At 35.9% G+C, this 14,409-nt stretch carries 13 protein-coding genes; 9 read left to right on the forward strand and 4 right to left on the reverse strand.

The window, feature by feature from the left end; all coding sequences use genetic code 11:
* Together LEP1GSC059_RS19590 and LEP1GSC059_RS19595 are read left to right on the forward strand one after the other, a co-directional pair.
* Positions 1–1,002 (forward strand): PLP-dependent cysteine synthase family protein, encoded by a 1,002-nt coding sequence (locus LEP1GSC059_RS19590; protein ID WP_002178346.1) that lies wholly within the window; start codon positions 1–3, stop codon positions 1,000–1,002.
* A complete protein-coding gene (locus LEP1GSC059_RS19595; RefSeq protein WP_017214877.1) occupies positions 999–2,903 on the forward strand; it encodes an AAA domain-containing protein in 1,905 nt (634 codons plus the stop codon). Before LEP1GSC059_RS19590 ends, LEP1GSC059_RS19595 begins: the two co-directional genes overlap by 4 nt.
* 885 nt (positions 2,904–3,788) lie before the next feature.
* Here LEP1GSC059_RS19595 and LEP1GSC059_RS19600 read toward each other — a convergent pair.
* Positions 3,789–4,421 carry an NrsF family protein gene (locus LEP1GSC059_RS19600; protein WP_017214879.1) on the reverse strand — a complete coding sequence of 211 codons (633 nt, stop codon included), beginning with the start codon at positions 4,419–4,421 and terminating at the stop codon, positions 3,789–3,791.
* Positions 4,422–4,575: 154 nt separating this feature from the next.
* Between LEP1GSC059_RS19600 and LEP1GSC059_RS19605 the strand changes: the two genes are divergently transcribed.
* Genes LEP1GSC059_RS19605 through gshAB form a run of 7 tightly spaced genes read left to right on the forward strand, consistent with a single transcriptional unit; the run spans position 4,576 to position 13,252 of the window.
* Positions 4,576–5,133 (forward strand): RNA polymerase sigma factor, encoded by a 558-nt coding sequence (locus LEP1GSC059_RS19605; protein WP_002178335.1) that lies wholly within the window; start codon positions 4,576–4,578, stop codon positions 5,131–5,133.
* 33 nt (positions 5,134–5,166) lie between these two features.
* On the forward strand, positions 5,167–6,366 hold the full coding sequence (locus tag LEP1GSC059_RS19610; RefSeq protein ID WP_017214880.1) for a GNAT family N-acetyltransferase: 1,200 nt from the start codon (positions 5,167–5,169) through the stop codon (positions 6,364–6,366).
* On the forward strand, positions 6,363–6,698 hold the full coding sequence (gene clpS / locus LEP1GSC059_RS19615) for an ATP-dependent Clp protease adapter ClpS (RefSeq protein WP_017214881.1): 336 nt from the start codon (positions 6,363–6,365) through the stop codon (positions 6,696–6,698). Before LEP1GSC059_RS19610 ends, clpS begins: the two co-directional genes overlap by 4 nt.
* Positions 6,695–8,935, forward strand: coding sequence for an ATP-dependent Clp protease ATP-binding subunit ClpA (clpA, locus tag LEP1GSC059_RS19620; RefSeq protein WP_017214882.1), 2,241 nt, complete (start codon positions 6,695–6,697; stop codon positions 8,933–8,935). Before clpS ends, clpA begins: the two co-directional genes overlap by 4 nt.
* A 5-nt stretch (positions 8,936–8,940) precedes the next feature.
* Positions 8,941–10,674, forward strand: coding sequence for a gamma-glutamyltransferase (gene ggt, locus LEP1GSC059_RS19625; protein WP_020981178.1), 1,734 nt, complete (start codon positions 8,941–8,943; stop codon positions 10,672–10,674).
* Positions 10,671–12,233, forward strand: coding sequence for a glutamate--cysteine ligase (gene gshA / locus LEP1GSC059_RS19630; protein ID WP_020981211.1), 1,563 nt, complete (start codon positions 10,671–10,673; stop codon positions 12,231–12,233). Before ggt ends, gshA begins: the two co-directional genes overlap by 4 nt.
* Complete coding sequence (gshAB, locus tag LEP1GSC059_RS19635; RefSeq protein WP_020981169.1) at positions 12,221–13,252, forward strand: bifunctional glutamate--cysteine ligase GshA/glutathione synthetase GshB; 1,032 nt, start codon at positions 12,221–12,223, stop codon at positions 13,250–13,252. Before gshA ends, gshAB begins: the two co-directional genes overlap by 13 nt.
* Here gshAB and LEP1GSC059_RS19640 read toward each other — a convergent pair.
* Genes LEP1GSC059_RS19640 through LEP1GSC059_RS19650 form a run of 3 tightly spaced genes read right to left on the reverse strand, consistent with a single transcriptional unit; the run spans position 13,249 to position 14,035 of the window.
* A complete protein-coding gene (locus tag LEP1GSC059_RS19640; protein WP_004431525.1) occupies positions 13,249–13,491 on the reverse strand; it encodes a glutathione S-transferase N-terminal domain-containing protein in 243 nt (80 codons plus the stop codon). The genes gshAB and LEP1GSC059_RS19640 overlap by 4 nt on opposite strands.
* On the reverse strand, positions 13,488–13,811 hold the full coding sequence (gene grxD / locus LEP1GSC059_RS19645) for a Grx4 family monothiol glutaredoxin (RefSeq protein WP_017214883.1): 324 nt from the start codon (positions 13,809–13,811) through the stop codon (positions 13,488–13,490). The genes LEP1GSC059_RS19640 and grxD overlap by 4 nt, the downstream gene beginning before the upstream one ends.
* Positions 13,808–14,035: a BolA/IbaG family iron-sulfur metabolism protein gene (locus LEP1GSC059_RS19650; protein ID WP_002178416.1), complete on the reverse strand. Its 228-nt coding sequence runs from the start codon at positions 14,033–14,035 to the stop codon at positions 13,808–13,810. Before LEP1GSC059_RS19650 ends, grxD begins: the two co-directional genes overlap by 4 nt.
* Positions 14,036–14,409: the final 374 nt, after the last annotated feature.

Genomic DNA, 14,409 nt, shown 5'->3' on the forward strand with positions numbered 1-14,409 from the left:
ATGTTTGATGAAATATCCCGTTCGATAGACGAATTCGGAAACAGTTTCCTTGGTGCGTTGAATAACATTCAGAAATCTTTTGGACGGGAACTGAGTGTAGCAAAACCAGTTAAAGAAACAATTTTACAGATGATTGGGAATACTCCTCTCATCCGTTTGAATCAAATCGGTTCCCATGTACCGAATGTAGAATTTTATCTCAAAGCGGAATTCTGCAATCCTACCGGTTCGGTAAAAGATAGAACTGCATTATCTATGCTTCTTTCTTCCGAAAGAAGAGGAGAATTAAAACCGGCAGGACAAGTAATTCAACCGGGTTACAATACAACTGCGATCAGTCTGGCTTGGATTTGTACAATCCGACAGTATAAGTTTCGTTGTCTTGTTGCGGGTGATACAGATCCTCAAAAGATCAAAGACTTACAAACTTTTGGGGCACATGTAGAAATGGTTCCAGGAGCTAAGGGCAATTGGGATGACTCTCTTTTAAAAAGAGCCAAGGAAATCAAAGAAAAAGAAAAGAATACGATCATCTTAAACGAGTACAAGGATATGGCGAATACAAATGCTCATTATCTTTTTACAGGTCCTGAAATTTGGAGAGATCTTGGCGGTAACGTGGACGCATTCGTTGCAGGCGGCGGATCTGGAGGAACTCTTTCTGGCGTAGGAAGATTTTTAAAGTCTAAAAAATCTTCTGTTCGAGTCATTATGGGAGTCAGCCAAAAATCTAGATTCATTCGTAAGATGGTTCAAAATGAAAGTTCGATTTATCTTCCAGAATCCTTTGATCCTAAAATTGTAGACGAATATGTAGGCGTCGATCGGGAAGAGGCTCTTTTATATCAATCCGATCTCTATCAAAAAGAAGGAATTTTTGCAGGTCAAACCACAGGCACAACTCTTGCCAGTGCAATTCGATTTGCGGAAGGACTTTCTGATAAAGACGATTTAAAATCTCAGATCTACAGAATTGTAGTCCTTTCTCCAGACCGGTTTTGAAAGATAAAAATTTTTCTAATTCTGTTTCTGAATTAGAGTTTGTTAGAACCGAACTCGAAAGAGAAAAGAAAGAAGAAGATTCTATTTTTTCAAAAGACTGGTTATCGCGTCCGATTTCGGATAGAATCCAACAAGGAATTACTTTATATCCTATTGTTTACGAAGAACAAACTCTGGGAAGGGAAGGAAGTTGGATCTTAACCTTTCGATTTCCTAATCAAGAAGAATATCCTACAAAGTTTCAAACCGGGGCTCCGGTTCAACTTGGTAAAAACGAGGATCGGGTCAGAGCTATATTAGTTTCTCTTCATAAAGAAAAAATTAAAATTTCGATCGAAGAAGTTCCAGAATGGGCAGAAGAAGGAAAATGTTTTTTGGATCTTTTACCGGATGAAACTTCTTATAAAGAGATGTTTTATGCGTTAGACGTTGTTGCATCGGTGACCAAAGGAACAAGATTGTATGTAAATCGAGAGCTTCTTTTGGGTTATGGAAAACCAGATTTGATTTCAATTCGAGATTCAGATCGTTCTAGGATCTTAGAACGAATGGACACATCTTTGAATGAATCCCAAAAAAACGCGGTATTACATTGTGTGCTCTCCCAGGACGTTGCAGTGATTCATGGACCGCCGGGTACTGGAAAAACAACAACGTTAACCGAAATTGTGAGTCAACTCGTTGCGGAGGAAAAAAAGGTCTTAGTATCTGCTCCCACACATTCTGCTTGTGATCTTCTTGTGGAATCAATTTCGGCAAAAGGAATTCCAGTTTTAAGACTTGGTCATCCGGCTCGTGTTAGTGAAGCCGCAATCCATTCTACCTTAGATTATAAACTATTTCACCATCCGGATGGAAAGTTATTAAACGAATATAAAAAAGACGTAATCGAAATTTCAAAACAGGCCAAAAAATTTAAACGGAACTTTGGAGAAAAAGAAAGAGAAGAACGAAAGAATCTTTTTATGGAAGTAAAGGAACTTAAAAAAACAATTCGTTCTATGGAAATAGGATTGATAGATAGTTTGGTTTCTTCCCATTCTGTGATTGTTTCTACCCCGGTCGCGTCTGCCCGAGGAGTTTTGGAAAATAGAACGTTCGACTTTTGTGTGTTAGACGAATCCTCACAGGCTCTGGAACCAGCTTTTTGGATTCCAATTTTGAAATCAGATCGTGTGATTCTTGCGGGAGATCACAAACAATTACCTCCTACTTTATTTTCCGAAAAAAGTTTTCTTGAATTTACACTTTTTGAAAAGGCTATCGAAAGGTTAGAATCGTACGAACGTGTCTTTTTACTTGATACTCAGTATAGAATGAAAGATGAGATTGTTTCTTTTTCTTCGAAAGAGTTTTATTCGGGTCTTTTAAAACCGGGGCGTCCAGAAAAAGAAAGAACTTTTGATTTTCCAAAAACATTCCCTTTTTTGAATGTGTTTCAGTGGATCGATACTGCTGGAACCGACAGTGAAGAAGTGATTGTAGACGATAGTATTTCCAATCCGTTTGAAGCAGATTTGCAGGTTCGTCTTTGTTCACTTTTAAAAGAAAATAATTGGCCAGAAGAAGAGATTACGATTCTTTCTCCTTATCGTGCACAAGTAAGATTGATTGCTGAAAAACTGAGGAATGCTGGGTTTACAAAAATCAGCGTTTCTACTATTGATTCGTTTCAGGGAAGGGAGAATCGTTGTATTTTACTTGGTTTTGTACGTTCTAATTCGGAAGGTCGCTCAGGTTTTTTAAAAGAATCCAGAAGGATCAACGTAGGTATGACTAGAGCCAGGGATCTTTTGCTTTGTATCGGAGATAGTTCCACACTTTCACAAGATCCTTTTTTATGGAAGCTCATTCGATTTGCGGAAGAAAAAGAAGTTTTTAGAACCGCTTGGGAATTTTAAATATTTGTTCTGAAAGTTAGGTTTATTTTATATAATGTAATTTTTATATACAAGATTCGTTTTATAAATCCTGATTTTTCTGTAAAAGTGAAATGTGGAAACTCTTTCGAATTTATGTTTTAACGTGAGTTTGGAGTAGGAAAATGGGAAAGAATTTTTTAAAAGTATGAGTTCCCACATTTAAGAGTTTTATCGTAAAACTACAATTTGTGATAGTTCTCGCACTTTAAGAATCGATTCTTAAAGTTTAGATTTCAATTTTTTTCAAAAAAATGAATTTTTCCACGAACATACGTTCTTTTGCGGCTTAATTTTTAAAATGTGGGAACTTGTACGATTTCAATTACGAAATATGAGTGTTCAAAGCTCGTAATATGACTTAATCTGCGGGAACTACCACAAGCTAAGATTTCACAGTAAAACTTTTAAAGGTTAGGAAATTCTATTATACTACTGATCTCTATAAAATTGAGCACCGTTGATTTTATCATAAAAAACTGATTTCATACAAAATATTAGGTACTTTATATTATATAGTTATGAAGTAATCCACGAGATAAAAATGTAGGAATTCATACTTTCAGAATGTATCAGTAAAATTGAGAATTCCGGTAGTTATCTTATAGAATAATTCAATTTTATTCCAAACTAAATCTAATTTAACGAAACAAGTCAATCAATTTGATAAAGAGACGTAATTTGTAGGAATTCTTACGAATTTTAATAACGAAAAATGAATGTTAAAGGTTTGTAATGAGAATGAATCGGTAGGAACTCTTACAGATTGTGATTTTATCGTTAAATTTTTAAAGAGTTATACTTTTATAAAATTTTCTCTAAATGAACTACAACTTATTTGCAGAAATTGGGGAGTTTATAAATAATTTACCATTTTAGAATATTCTTAAATATAAAAAAACTAAAAAGGAATAAAGTCAAACTTGTAAAAACGTGAGAAAATAAAATGTGAAATGAAGACTGATCGATACAAAAGAATTTGAGAAAGAAATTTGCAAAAGCCAGACTGAAAATAGAAAGAATTGCCGCAGCTAAAATAGGATTTCCTGGTTTACCCGTTCTTAAGATTAAAATTCCATATCCAATAAAAAGTAGGTTTATAACTGATAAAACGATCCAACATTTTCCGATATGTGTTTGGATTTTTTCTTCTACGATCAAGTCCCAACCAAACATACATACGGAATATAAAATCCAAAAAGACGCAAATATTAGTGGAAAATGGACTGATTTAGAAAAGGATTCTTCTGGGAAACGCAACTTAGACAATATCCAAAGAGAATAGAACGAAACACAAGAAATCCATAAGAAATCTGGAAACAAACTCGGAAGATGAATCCAACGATTTGTAAAAGGATGAAAGGTAATCAAATAAAGTAATATTACGGTTATAAAAATAGGCGCTAAAATGAGAAATCGATTCCATTCGTGTTTTAGAATGGGAGGTTCTTCCGCCATTTTTCGAATTAAGGATTCAGTTGTTTGTTCTTTATGAGACATCGGTTGCGCGATCTTTCAGAATTTTTTCAATTTTCAAGAATGGTTGGACAATAATTTCTTCTTGGTCCAGACTGGAAGGAATCGGTTTTAGCTTTTTTTAAACTTGTCCAAGTACAGTTTCTTATCTTTTCGAAGGTTTTAAGTAATTAGTTACATGTCAGCTAAAAAAGAAATCTGGGAAGAATGTTCCGTTCTAATCCGTAAAACACGCGAAGGAGATCAAGTTTCCTTTGAAAAGTTTCTTAGACTCGTAACCGGAATTCTCAGATCATATCTCAATCCTCGTATCAGCAACGAAGAAGATCGAGAAGATTTAATTCAAGAAATTCTAATTGGACTTTATAAGGCTTGGGATTCTTATCGAGAAGATCGTCACCCTGCGCCTTGGATTTTTGCAATTGCCAGATACAAAACGATCGATTATTTGCGGAAAAAGAAAAGTGTAGATCGTGTACTCGCCACAGACAATCTAGAATTTTTCGCTTCTCCTGAACCTGTGGAGGAAGAAGAACCAGAAAAGGCCAGAGAAATTTTAAAAAAATGGCTGAACGTTTTAGACGAACGACAAAAACAAATCCTCACTCATCTCAAACTAGACGGAATGAGTGTTCGAGAAGTTTCTGAAAAAACCGGACTTTCCGAATCCAATATCAAGGTTATTACTCATAGAGCGGTTCAAAAGATTCGAAAGCATTTTTCACTCGATCTCTAACAAAAGCGCCGCGATTATCGTCCAAAGATTACTATGCATTCTGATTCTTTGAACGGTGTAGAATTTTTAGATTCTATTTCTTCGATTTCCAAGGAAGAGTGGAACCGTATTTCTGATCCTAAAAGTCCTTTTTTAGAATATGATTTTTTACGTTCTTTAGAAGTTTCTGGTTGTATCGGGTCATCCACTTCTTGGATTCAAAAATATTGCGTTCTTTGGAAAGAAAATCGTTTCTCGGCGATGATTCCTTTCTTTTTAAAATTTGATTCTTATGGAGAATACATTTTCGATTTTCAGTGGGCTCATTTTTTTGCTCAAGCGGGACTTTCTTATTACCCCAAGGGCCTGGTCGCTATTCCTTTTACTCCTGCGAACGGAAAAAGAATTTTGCACGATGATAGTCTAACGTTGAAAGAAGTTTGTTCTTATCTAATTCCAGAACTGATTCGTTTTTGCGAAAAACAAAAATTGTCCGGAATTCATTTTTTATTTTTGGAAAAGGAAGAATCGGAGGTTCTTTCGGAATATGGATTTGTAACCAGACTTTCTCATCAGTATCATTGGATCAATCGTGGATATTCAAACTTTGACGATTACCTTCAAGCGATGAAATCTAAAAAAAGAATGCAGATCAAAAGAGAAAGAGAAATCGTTAGAAGTTACGGCTTTGAAATTAAGGTTTTAGAAGGGAATGAAATTTCAAAATCCGACATGAACGCAGTTTGGAGTTTTTATTCGGATACACATTCTCGTAAGTGGGGATCTGCTTATTTAAACCGTAAATTTTTTGATTCTTCTTTTGAAACGTTTTTAGATAGAATTGTACTTGTTCTTGCTTATAGAGATGGTAAAGCGATTGCTGGAACTTTTAATCTTAGAAAAGGAGATTTTCTCTATGGAAGATATTGGGGTTGTTTAGAATATCATCCTCATCTTCATTTTGAATGTTGTTTTTATCAACTGATCGAATATGCAATCCGAAAAAAAATCAAAGTTTTTGAAGCGGGTGCGCAAGGAGAACATAAATTCGTTCGAGGTTTTCCGGCAGTGCCTACTTATAGTTCTCATTTAATTTTTCATAGCGGTGCCAGAAATGCGATTGAACGTTTCTTAAAAGAAGAAAGATTACAGATGCAAGAAATGATTTACGAAACAAACGAACAGTCTCCCTTAAAAAAAGTTCATACAGACGACTTATTTGTAAATGAAGCTCCGAAGGATTTTGAATCATGAGCGATATATTCCGATTTGATACGGAAGAACAAACTCTTACTAAAGAGAAGATAAAATTAAAGAAACCTTCTAAATATAGAGTTATTATACTGAATGATGATTTTACTCCTATGGAGTTTGTTGTTTGGATTTTACAGGTAGTCTTTCATAGAAGCCATGCGGAAAGTCAACAGATTATGTTGAAAGCTCATATAACTGGTAAGGCGTTATGCGGAGTTTATTCTCACGACGTAGCTAGAACCAAAGTGGCGCAGGTGCAACAATTGGCGGAACAACATGGATATCCGCTCCATTGTACAATGGAAGTGGAAGAAGGAGAGGGGGAGTCATGATTCTTACGGAAGAAATGGAACGCACTTTAAGAAATGCTTGGGAAGAAGCCAAAAAAAGAAGAAACGAATTTATTACTTTGGAGCATATACTTCTGGCTCTGACTTATGATTCTGTTGCCAAAGAGGTTTTAGAAGCTTGCGGAGCGGATTTAGAAAAATTAAGAAAGAATTTAATCGGTTATCTGGAAAGTGAACTGGAATCTTTTCCGGAATCTTCCGGAGAAGTAGATCCTATTTATACAATCGGAGTACAACACGTTCTTCAATTGGCTGAGTTTCATGTTCAATCTACTCGAAATAAGAAGATGGATGGAGGAGACGTTCTTGCCGCTTTATTTAGAGAAGATCAATCCAACGCGGTTTATTTTTTAGGTTCTCAAGATATTTCCAGACTAGACATCGTTCGTTACATTTCTCACGGGATTCGTAAAGATTCTAAAAAAAATTCTGGCAAAGAAATAGCAGGGGAAGAGGTAGAAAAAGCCTCCGATCCTTTACAAGTATTTTGTGTGGATTTAACCACAAAAGCAAAAGAAGGAAAACTAGATCCCATGGTGGGAAGAGAAGACGAACTCGATCGGACCATTCATATTTTATGTAGAAGAAGAAAAAACAATCCTATCTTTGTAGGAGAAGCTGGAGTAGGTAAAACTTCCATTGTGGAAGGACTTGCACAAAGAGTAGTGGACGGAAAAGTTCCAGAACCATTAAAGAATTTGAAAGTATATTCTTTAGATATGGGGCTTTTACTCGCCGGAACTAAATTTAGGGGAGAATTTGAAGAAAGGCTAAAAAACGTTGTCACTCAGATCACTGCACAAGAAGATCACGTTCTTTTTATAGACGAGATTCATACGATTATAGGAGCCGGGGCGGTTTCTGGTGGTTCTTTAGACGCTTCTAATCTGCTAAAACCCGCTCTTTCCAGCGGAGAACTTCGTTGTATCGGAACCACTACTTATAAAGAATTTAAAACTATATTCGAAAAAGATCATGCACTTTCCAGAAGATTCCAAAAAGTAGAAGTAGGAGAACCTTCTATTTCGGAAACGATAGAAATTTTAAAGGGTCTTTTGGAAAAATACGAAAATTTTCATAAGGTCAAATATTCTTCTTCTGCCGTAGAACAAGCCGCTGAGTTGTCGGCGAGGTATATTTTAGATCGTAAACTTCCGGATAAAGCGATTGATCTTTTAGACGAGGCTGGCGCCAGGGTGCGTCTTAGAGAAAGTGGTAAAAAAACAGTCACGGTTCGAGAAATCGAGGATTTGGTTTCCAAGATCGCAAAGGTTCCTTCGGTCACTGTCAAAGCGGACGATAGAGAAAAACTTAAAAATTTAGACCAAGAATTAAAAGCCAAGATTTACGGACAAGACTCTGCGATTGACCAACTTGTTCAGTCGATTCGACTTTCTAGAAGTGGACTTTCCGAACCTGGAAAACCAGTCGGTTCTTTTCTATTTGCTGGTCCGACCGGAGTAGGTAAAACGGAACTGACTCGTAAACTCGCCGAAATCTTAGGAGTGGAACTAATTCGTTTTGATATGAGCGAGTATATGGAGAAACATACAGTTTCTCGTTTGATCGGTTCTCCTCCAGGTTATGTCGGTTTTGAACAAGGAGGACAACTTACAGATGCAGTTTATAGAAATCCTCATTGTGTTTTGCTTCTAGACGAAATCGAAAAAGCTCATGAAGATATTTATAATATATTGTTACAAATTATGGATCACGCGGCTTTGACGGATAATAACGGAAGAAAGTCCGATTTTCGGCAGGCGATTTTAGTAATGACAACAAATACAGGAGCCAGGGAACGTTCTACAAATCCTGTAGGTTTTGCAAACGATCTTTTAGAAGATAGAAGTCTGAAAGCGATCGAAAAACAATTTTCTCCAGAATTCAGAAATCGTCTTACAGCGGTTATAGAATTCTCTTCTTTAAATCAAGAAAATGTAACTAAAGTAGTTGCAAAACAGCTTGCTCTTTTGCAGGAAAGATTGAATTCTAAACAAATTGAACTTGAGTTTAACGAAGATGTACTCGTTTACATCGCAGATAAGGCTTATACTCCGGAGTTTGGCGCAAGACCCGTTCAAAGATGGATTGATACTCATATTTCGAAACGGATCTCTGAAGAAATTCTTTTTGGTGCTCTCAAATCCGGTGGAAAAGCAAAATTGATTTTCGGTAAAGAAGAAATTGAAATGGAATTCTCTTCCGGAAGAAAGAACTAAATCCAATGAAACAAATTACAATTCGTATCTTTTTGATACTTTTATTTATCTCTTGTAGGGAAAATTTTCTTCTGATAGAAGGAAAAAAAATTTCCACGGATCTACTGGTAACTCCTTCCCATCAAAAAAAACATACAGATTATTTTAGCGAAAGTAAGAATTTAATGATTGCCTCCGATTCTCCTGAGGCGACACAGGCTGGGATCGAAGTAGGCGCGTTAGGCGGAAATGTAGTTGACGTAGTCGCTGCGACTTCTTTTGCAATTTCTGTTACAAGACCTCATTCTACTGGTCTGGGAGGAGGAGGTTTTCTAATTCTTTATCTAAAAGAATTTCCAGAACCGATTGCTTTTGATTTTAGAGAAAGAGCACCTAACGCGTCTTCTCGAGATATGTATAAATCAAAACCGAAAGAAGATTCACTTTTAGGATTTAGGTCAGTAGGTGTTCCGGGGTTCGTTGCGGGGCTCGTGCAAATTCAAAAACGTTTTGGAAAACTTCCGCTCAAATCTGTGATCTCTCCAGCCATCCGACTCGCTGAGAATGGATTTCCTGTGTATCCAGATCTTCAGTCTGCAATTCAAAAATCGTCTAAAGATATGGACGATGAGATGAAGAAAATTTTTCTTCCGGGAGGAAAAGTTCCGGAGTTAAAAAGTATTCTAGTTCAAAAAGACCTTGGCAATTCTCTCAAGCTCATTTCCGAAACCGGCGAAAAAGAATTTTATCACGGCAAAATTGCGAATTCGATTGCAAACGCGATGAAAAAAAACGGAGGGCTTGTCACTCTACAAGATCTGAGCGGTTACAAAGTAATCCAAAAACAAACAGTACATACGACTTACCACGATTATACGATTTATACGATGCCTCCTCCTTCTTCCGGAATTCATCTACTGACTATGTTGTCTATGGTGGAAACAAAATCTCTAAAAGAAACGTATGAAAGAGACCCGGTGTTATATTATCATTTTATTGTAGAGGCGATGAGAAGGGGTTATGCGGACAGAGCGGTGTTTGGTGGAGATTCGACTTTTACAGAAATTCCGATCGGACGTCTTTTATCAAAAAAATATGCGGAAAAAAAAATTTTAGATTTTGATCCTAAAATTGCTTCTAGTAGTTCTTCTTTTTTAAAAACTTTAAACTTTGGAGTAGAATCTCCACAAACTACTCATATTTCCGTTATGGATCGAGAAGGAAACTCGGTCTCTACAACTCAGTCTATCAATTTTAGATTTGGGGCTTCCGTAGTTGCGCCTGGAACGGGGATTGTGTTAAACGATACAATGGACGATTTTAGTCGGGCTCCTGGAGAACCAAACGTATACGGTTTAATTGGTGCGGAAGCAAATTCGATACTCCCTAAAAAAACTCCTTTGAGCAGTATGTCTCCTACGATCGTATTTAAAAATAAAGAACCTTTTTTAGTTACAGGTGCGCCTGGAGGTTCTTATATCGTAAACGCCGTTTTACAATCTCTGATCTATAATTTAGATTTTAATCTAACTTTGTATGAATCCGTAGCTAGGGGAAGGATACATCATCAATTTTTTCCAGATGCAGTTTTTATAGAAAAATCAGTCAATGAAAGAAACGTATTCGACGGTCTTTCCTTTAAAAAACACGATCTTAGAATTGCTCCGAACTTTGCGAAACTATTTTCTGTCAAAAGAGAGAATGGAATGCTCTATGGGGCTTGTGATCCACGTGGAGAAGGGGCAACAGGCGGACTTTGAAAACAAAAGAACTCACTCAATCAAAAATAGAAGAGGTTTCTTTAGAAATTCTTCTAAGACACGCGGTTAAAGCAAAACACGGTTTAGAAAAAGAAAGTATGAGGGTCAATCCGGATGGAACTCTCGCGGGAACAACTCATCCAATTCATTTGGGTTCTAGTTTGACCAATCACTATATCAAGACCGATTTTGCCGAACCACAACTAGAATACGCGACTCATCCCCGTCCTAAAATAGAAGCAAATATTAGAGAATTACAAGATTTGCATATATTTACGATTCGCAAATTGGAAAACGAACTCATCTGGCCTTTTAGTATGCCGCCTGTTTTACCCGAAGAAGAAAACGAGATTCCACTCGGGCAATATGGAACTTCTCATTCAGGAAGATGGAAAACGATCTATCGTCACGGATTGGGTCTTCGCTATGGAAGAAGGATGCAGACTATTTCTGGAGTTCATTATAACTTTTCTTTTTCAAAGGTTTTTCTCAGGCAATTTTTAGGAAAAGAAATTTCTAATTTTACAAAAGAAGAGATTTCTTCTTTATATTTACATGTGATTCGGAATTTTTTAAGAAGGGTTCATTTTCTAACTTATCTTACTGGATCTTCCACAGTTTTCGATTCTACTTTTTTGCCAAATCCTGGAGATTTGAAGTTTGAAAAGCATAAGAGTTTTACGTTATACTCAACTTATGCAACTTCACTTAGGATGAGCGAGATTGGATATACGAGCAAGGTTCAAGATACATTAGGAATTCATTATAATTCACTGGAAGAATATGTGGACCGTATGTGTTACGCGGTTCATACTCCGTATCCTAATTACGTTTCTTTTTCAGAACGTAAAGACGCTCAACTTAATCCAAATTATCTTCAGATAGAAAACGAATTTTATTCCCCGATTCGTCCAAAGCAGGTTCCAAAGGGGGACGAAAGACCATTAGACGCTCTTCTGCAAAGAGGGATTGAGTATATAGAAATTCGTTCTCTAGATATAGATCCGTATTCTCCCGTAGGAGTTTGCAGATCTAATCTTGCGTTTACTCAATTGATTCTTTTAGATTCTTTGTTAAAAGATTCTCCTTCTATTTCTGAGGAAGAGAATTTTGTCTTAAAGGAAAATTTAAATTCAGTGATTTGGGAAGGAAGGAATCCAGAATTAAAAATTAGTGTAAACGGATCCAAGAGAAATTTTCAAGAGGCGGGTGCGGAATATTCAGAATCTCTTCGCCACTACGCTAAAATTTTAGATCTTCATACAGGAAGACGTACATATCAAGAAGCCATCGATTTCCAAATCAAAAAGTGGAAAAATTCTGATAAAACTCCTTCTGGAAAATTACTTTCAGAAATTCTAAAGCGTAATATAGAATTTAGGGAAAAAGGAATTGAGCTTGCTCGTGAAAATAAGAGAGCGCTTTCCTATTTAGAATATTCACCTGGAACTCTAATGAAAATGGAAAAAGAAACGATTCGTTCTTTTCAGGAAAAAGAAGAATTAGAAAAACAGGAAATTCAAACTCAATATCCTACTGTCAAACTATGCAATCATTGAAATTGAAACCGGGAGAATTTCTTTCTCCGGAAAAATTTGTTCTAGAAGGATTTGAAGATTTGGAAATTTCTACTCAGATTGTACTGAGAGATGCTCTCAATCGAGGATTAGAAGTAGAGATTTTAGATCGTAAAAATCATTTTTTAAGACTGAAAAATCAAAACGGACTTGTTCAATACGTAAAGGAAGCTTCTAAAACCGTACTGGATTCTTATATAACTTTTCTTGTGATGGAAAATAAAACGATTTCAAAAATTATAATGTACGAATATGGCCTTCAAGTGCCTGCGGGAGATAGTTTTGTAGACCCAGAGTCTGCTTTGTTTTTTTTGCAAAAGAGTTTAGATCGAAAAATGGTAGTAAAACCTGTAACCACAAATTTCGGAATTGGAATATCAATTTTACCTCCTAAGACCTCCGAAGAAGACGCCAAAAAAGCGATCAAAATAGCATTCAATCATTCCGAATCTGTCATCGTGGAAGAGTTTGTGGAAGGAAATGAATATCGTTTTTTAGTGATTGGAGAAGAAACCGTAGCGGTTTGTAATCGGATTCCGGCTAACGTTATTGGAAATGGAATTAATACAATCCAAGATCTTGTATCTTTTAAAAACGAAGATCCAAGAAGAGGGGTAGGGCATGTGACCCCTTTGGAAAAAATTCAGTTAGGCGACACTGAGTTAGACGTTTTACAACAATCCGGTTTTACTAAGGACTCAATTCCAACAAAAGATCAAAAAGTATTTTTAAGAAAAAATTCTAACATAAGCACCGGGGGAGATTCTATGGATGTGACTGATCTTGCACATTCATATTATAAAGAACTTGCTGTAAAGGCTGCGCGGTCAGTGAGTGCCAAGATATGCGGGGTAGATATTATTTTACGAGATTTGGAAAAAAAGGGTGATTATAGAATTTTAGAATTAAATTTCAATCCGGTTTTATACATTCATAATTATCCATATGAAGGTAAGAATAGAGACGTAGGAAATAAAATTTTAGACTTACTTGGTTTTTAAAGATTTTTTTTAAGTTTTACATATTTTACAATATCTCTGGATTCATACATACGTATATCTCCATCTACTAAAAAAGGAACCTGACTTTTTCCACCTAGTTGAATTACTTCTTCTCTTCCGGGAGTTCCACGGCTGGCTTCTATGAGTTCATAGTCTTTTTCAGGGACGAGTCCCATTTTTTGAAACTCGTCTCTTACATAGGAGCAGTAAGGACAGGATTGAAAGTGATATAATTTCATCCTGCGTTTAAGATCCCTACTTTTTTCTGAAGATCTCCTGTTTTAGCCATCTCTACTATAATATCGTGACCGCCTATAAATTCTCCGTTGATATAGAGTTGTGGGATTGTAGGCCAGTTTGCATATTCCTTGATTCCTTGGCGCATCGTTTCGTCTGATAAGACATTAAAAGATCCAAATTGAATTCCTAAACTTTTCAATACGTTAGACACACCGGCGGAAAAACCACACATAGGAGCTTCTGGGGTTCCTTTCATAAATAAAAAGACCTTGTTTGTTCCAATTAAACCGTCTATTTTTTGTTTTAATTCATCGTTCATTCTTGTATCCTCGTTTCTAACGCTAAAGCGTGTACTTCTTGTTTTAGTTCTTCTTTGAGAGTTTCATATACCATTCTATGTTGTTCTAAAATGGATTTACCTTCAAATCCTTTGTAAATTACAACTGCTTTGATATGTACTCCGTCTCGATAAGGATCTAGGATCGTTACCTTAGAATCGGGAAGGCCAGATTCTATTTTATTTTTGATTTCATCTATTGTCATCGTTCTTTCTTTGTTAGACTTCAGTCCAGGCTAATTTTTTTAGGAAGATCTTAGTTTTAGAATTTAGAAAGCCGTTTTTGTTACAATCCCAAATTGAAATGTTTTGTACGGTATTTTAGTCAAGATTTCTTTGTTACAAAAATAAAATCGATCCAATCTAAAATGGAAATTTTTGAGTTTTGTTAGAATTGATTTTAAAAATGATTTAAGTTCTATTTTATAAAATTGTCTTTTTTCAGACAAATTGATAAAGGTTTTTTGTACTAAAGTATGTTTTAAAATTGTAAAGAATACAAATCATACGGGTTATAAAAGATACATTTAGAATACAGACGAATTTTGTATGTTCTATACTGATGGAAGTGATATTTTCT

Source organism: Leptospira noguchii serovar Panama str. CZ214 (genome assembly GCF_000306255.2).
Taxonomy (GTDB): Bacteria; Spirochaetota; Leptospiria; order Leptospirales; family Leptospiraceae; genus Leptospira; species Leptospira noguchii.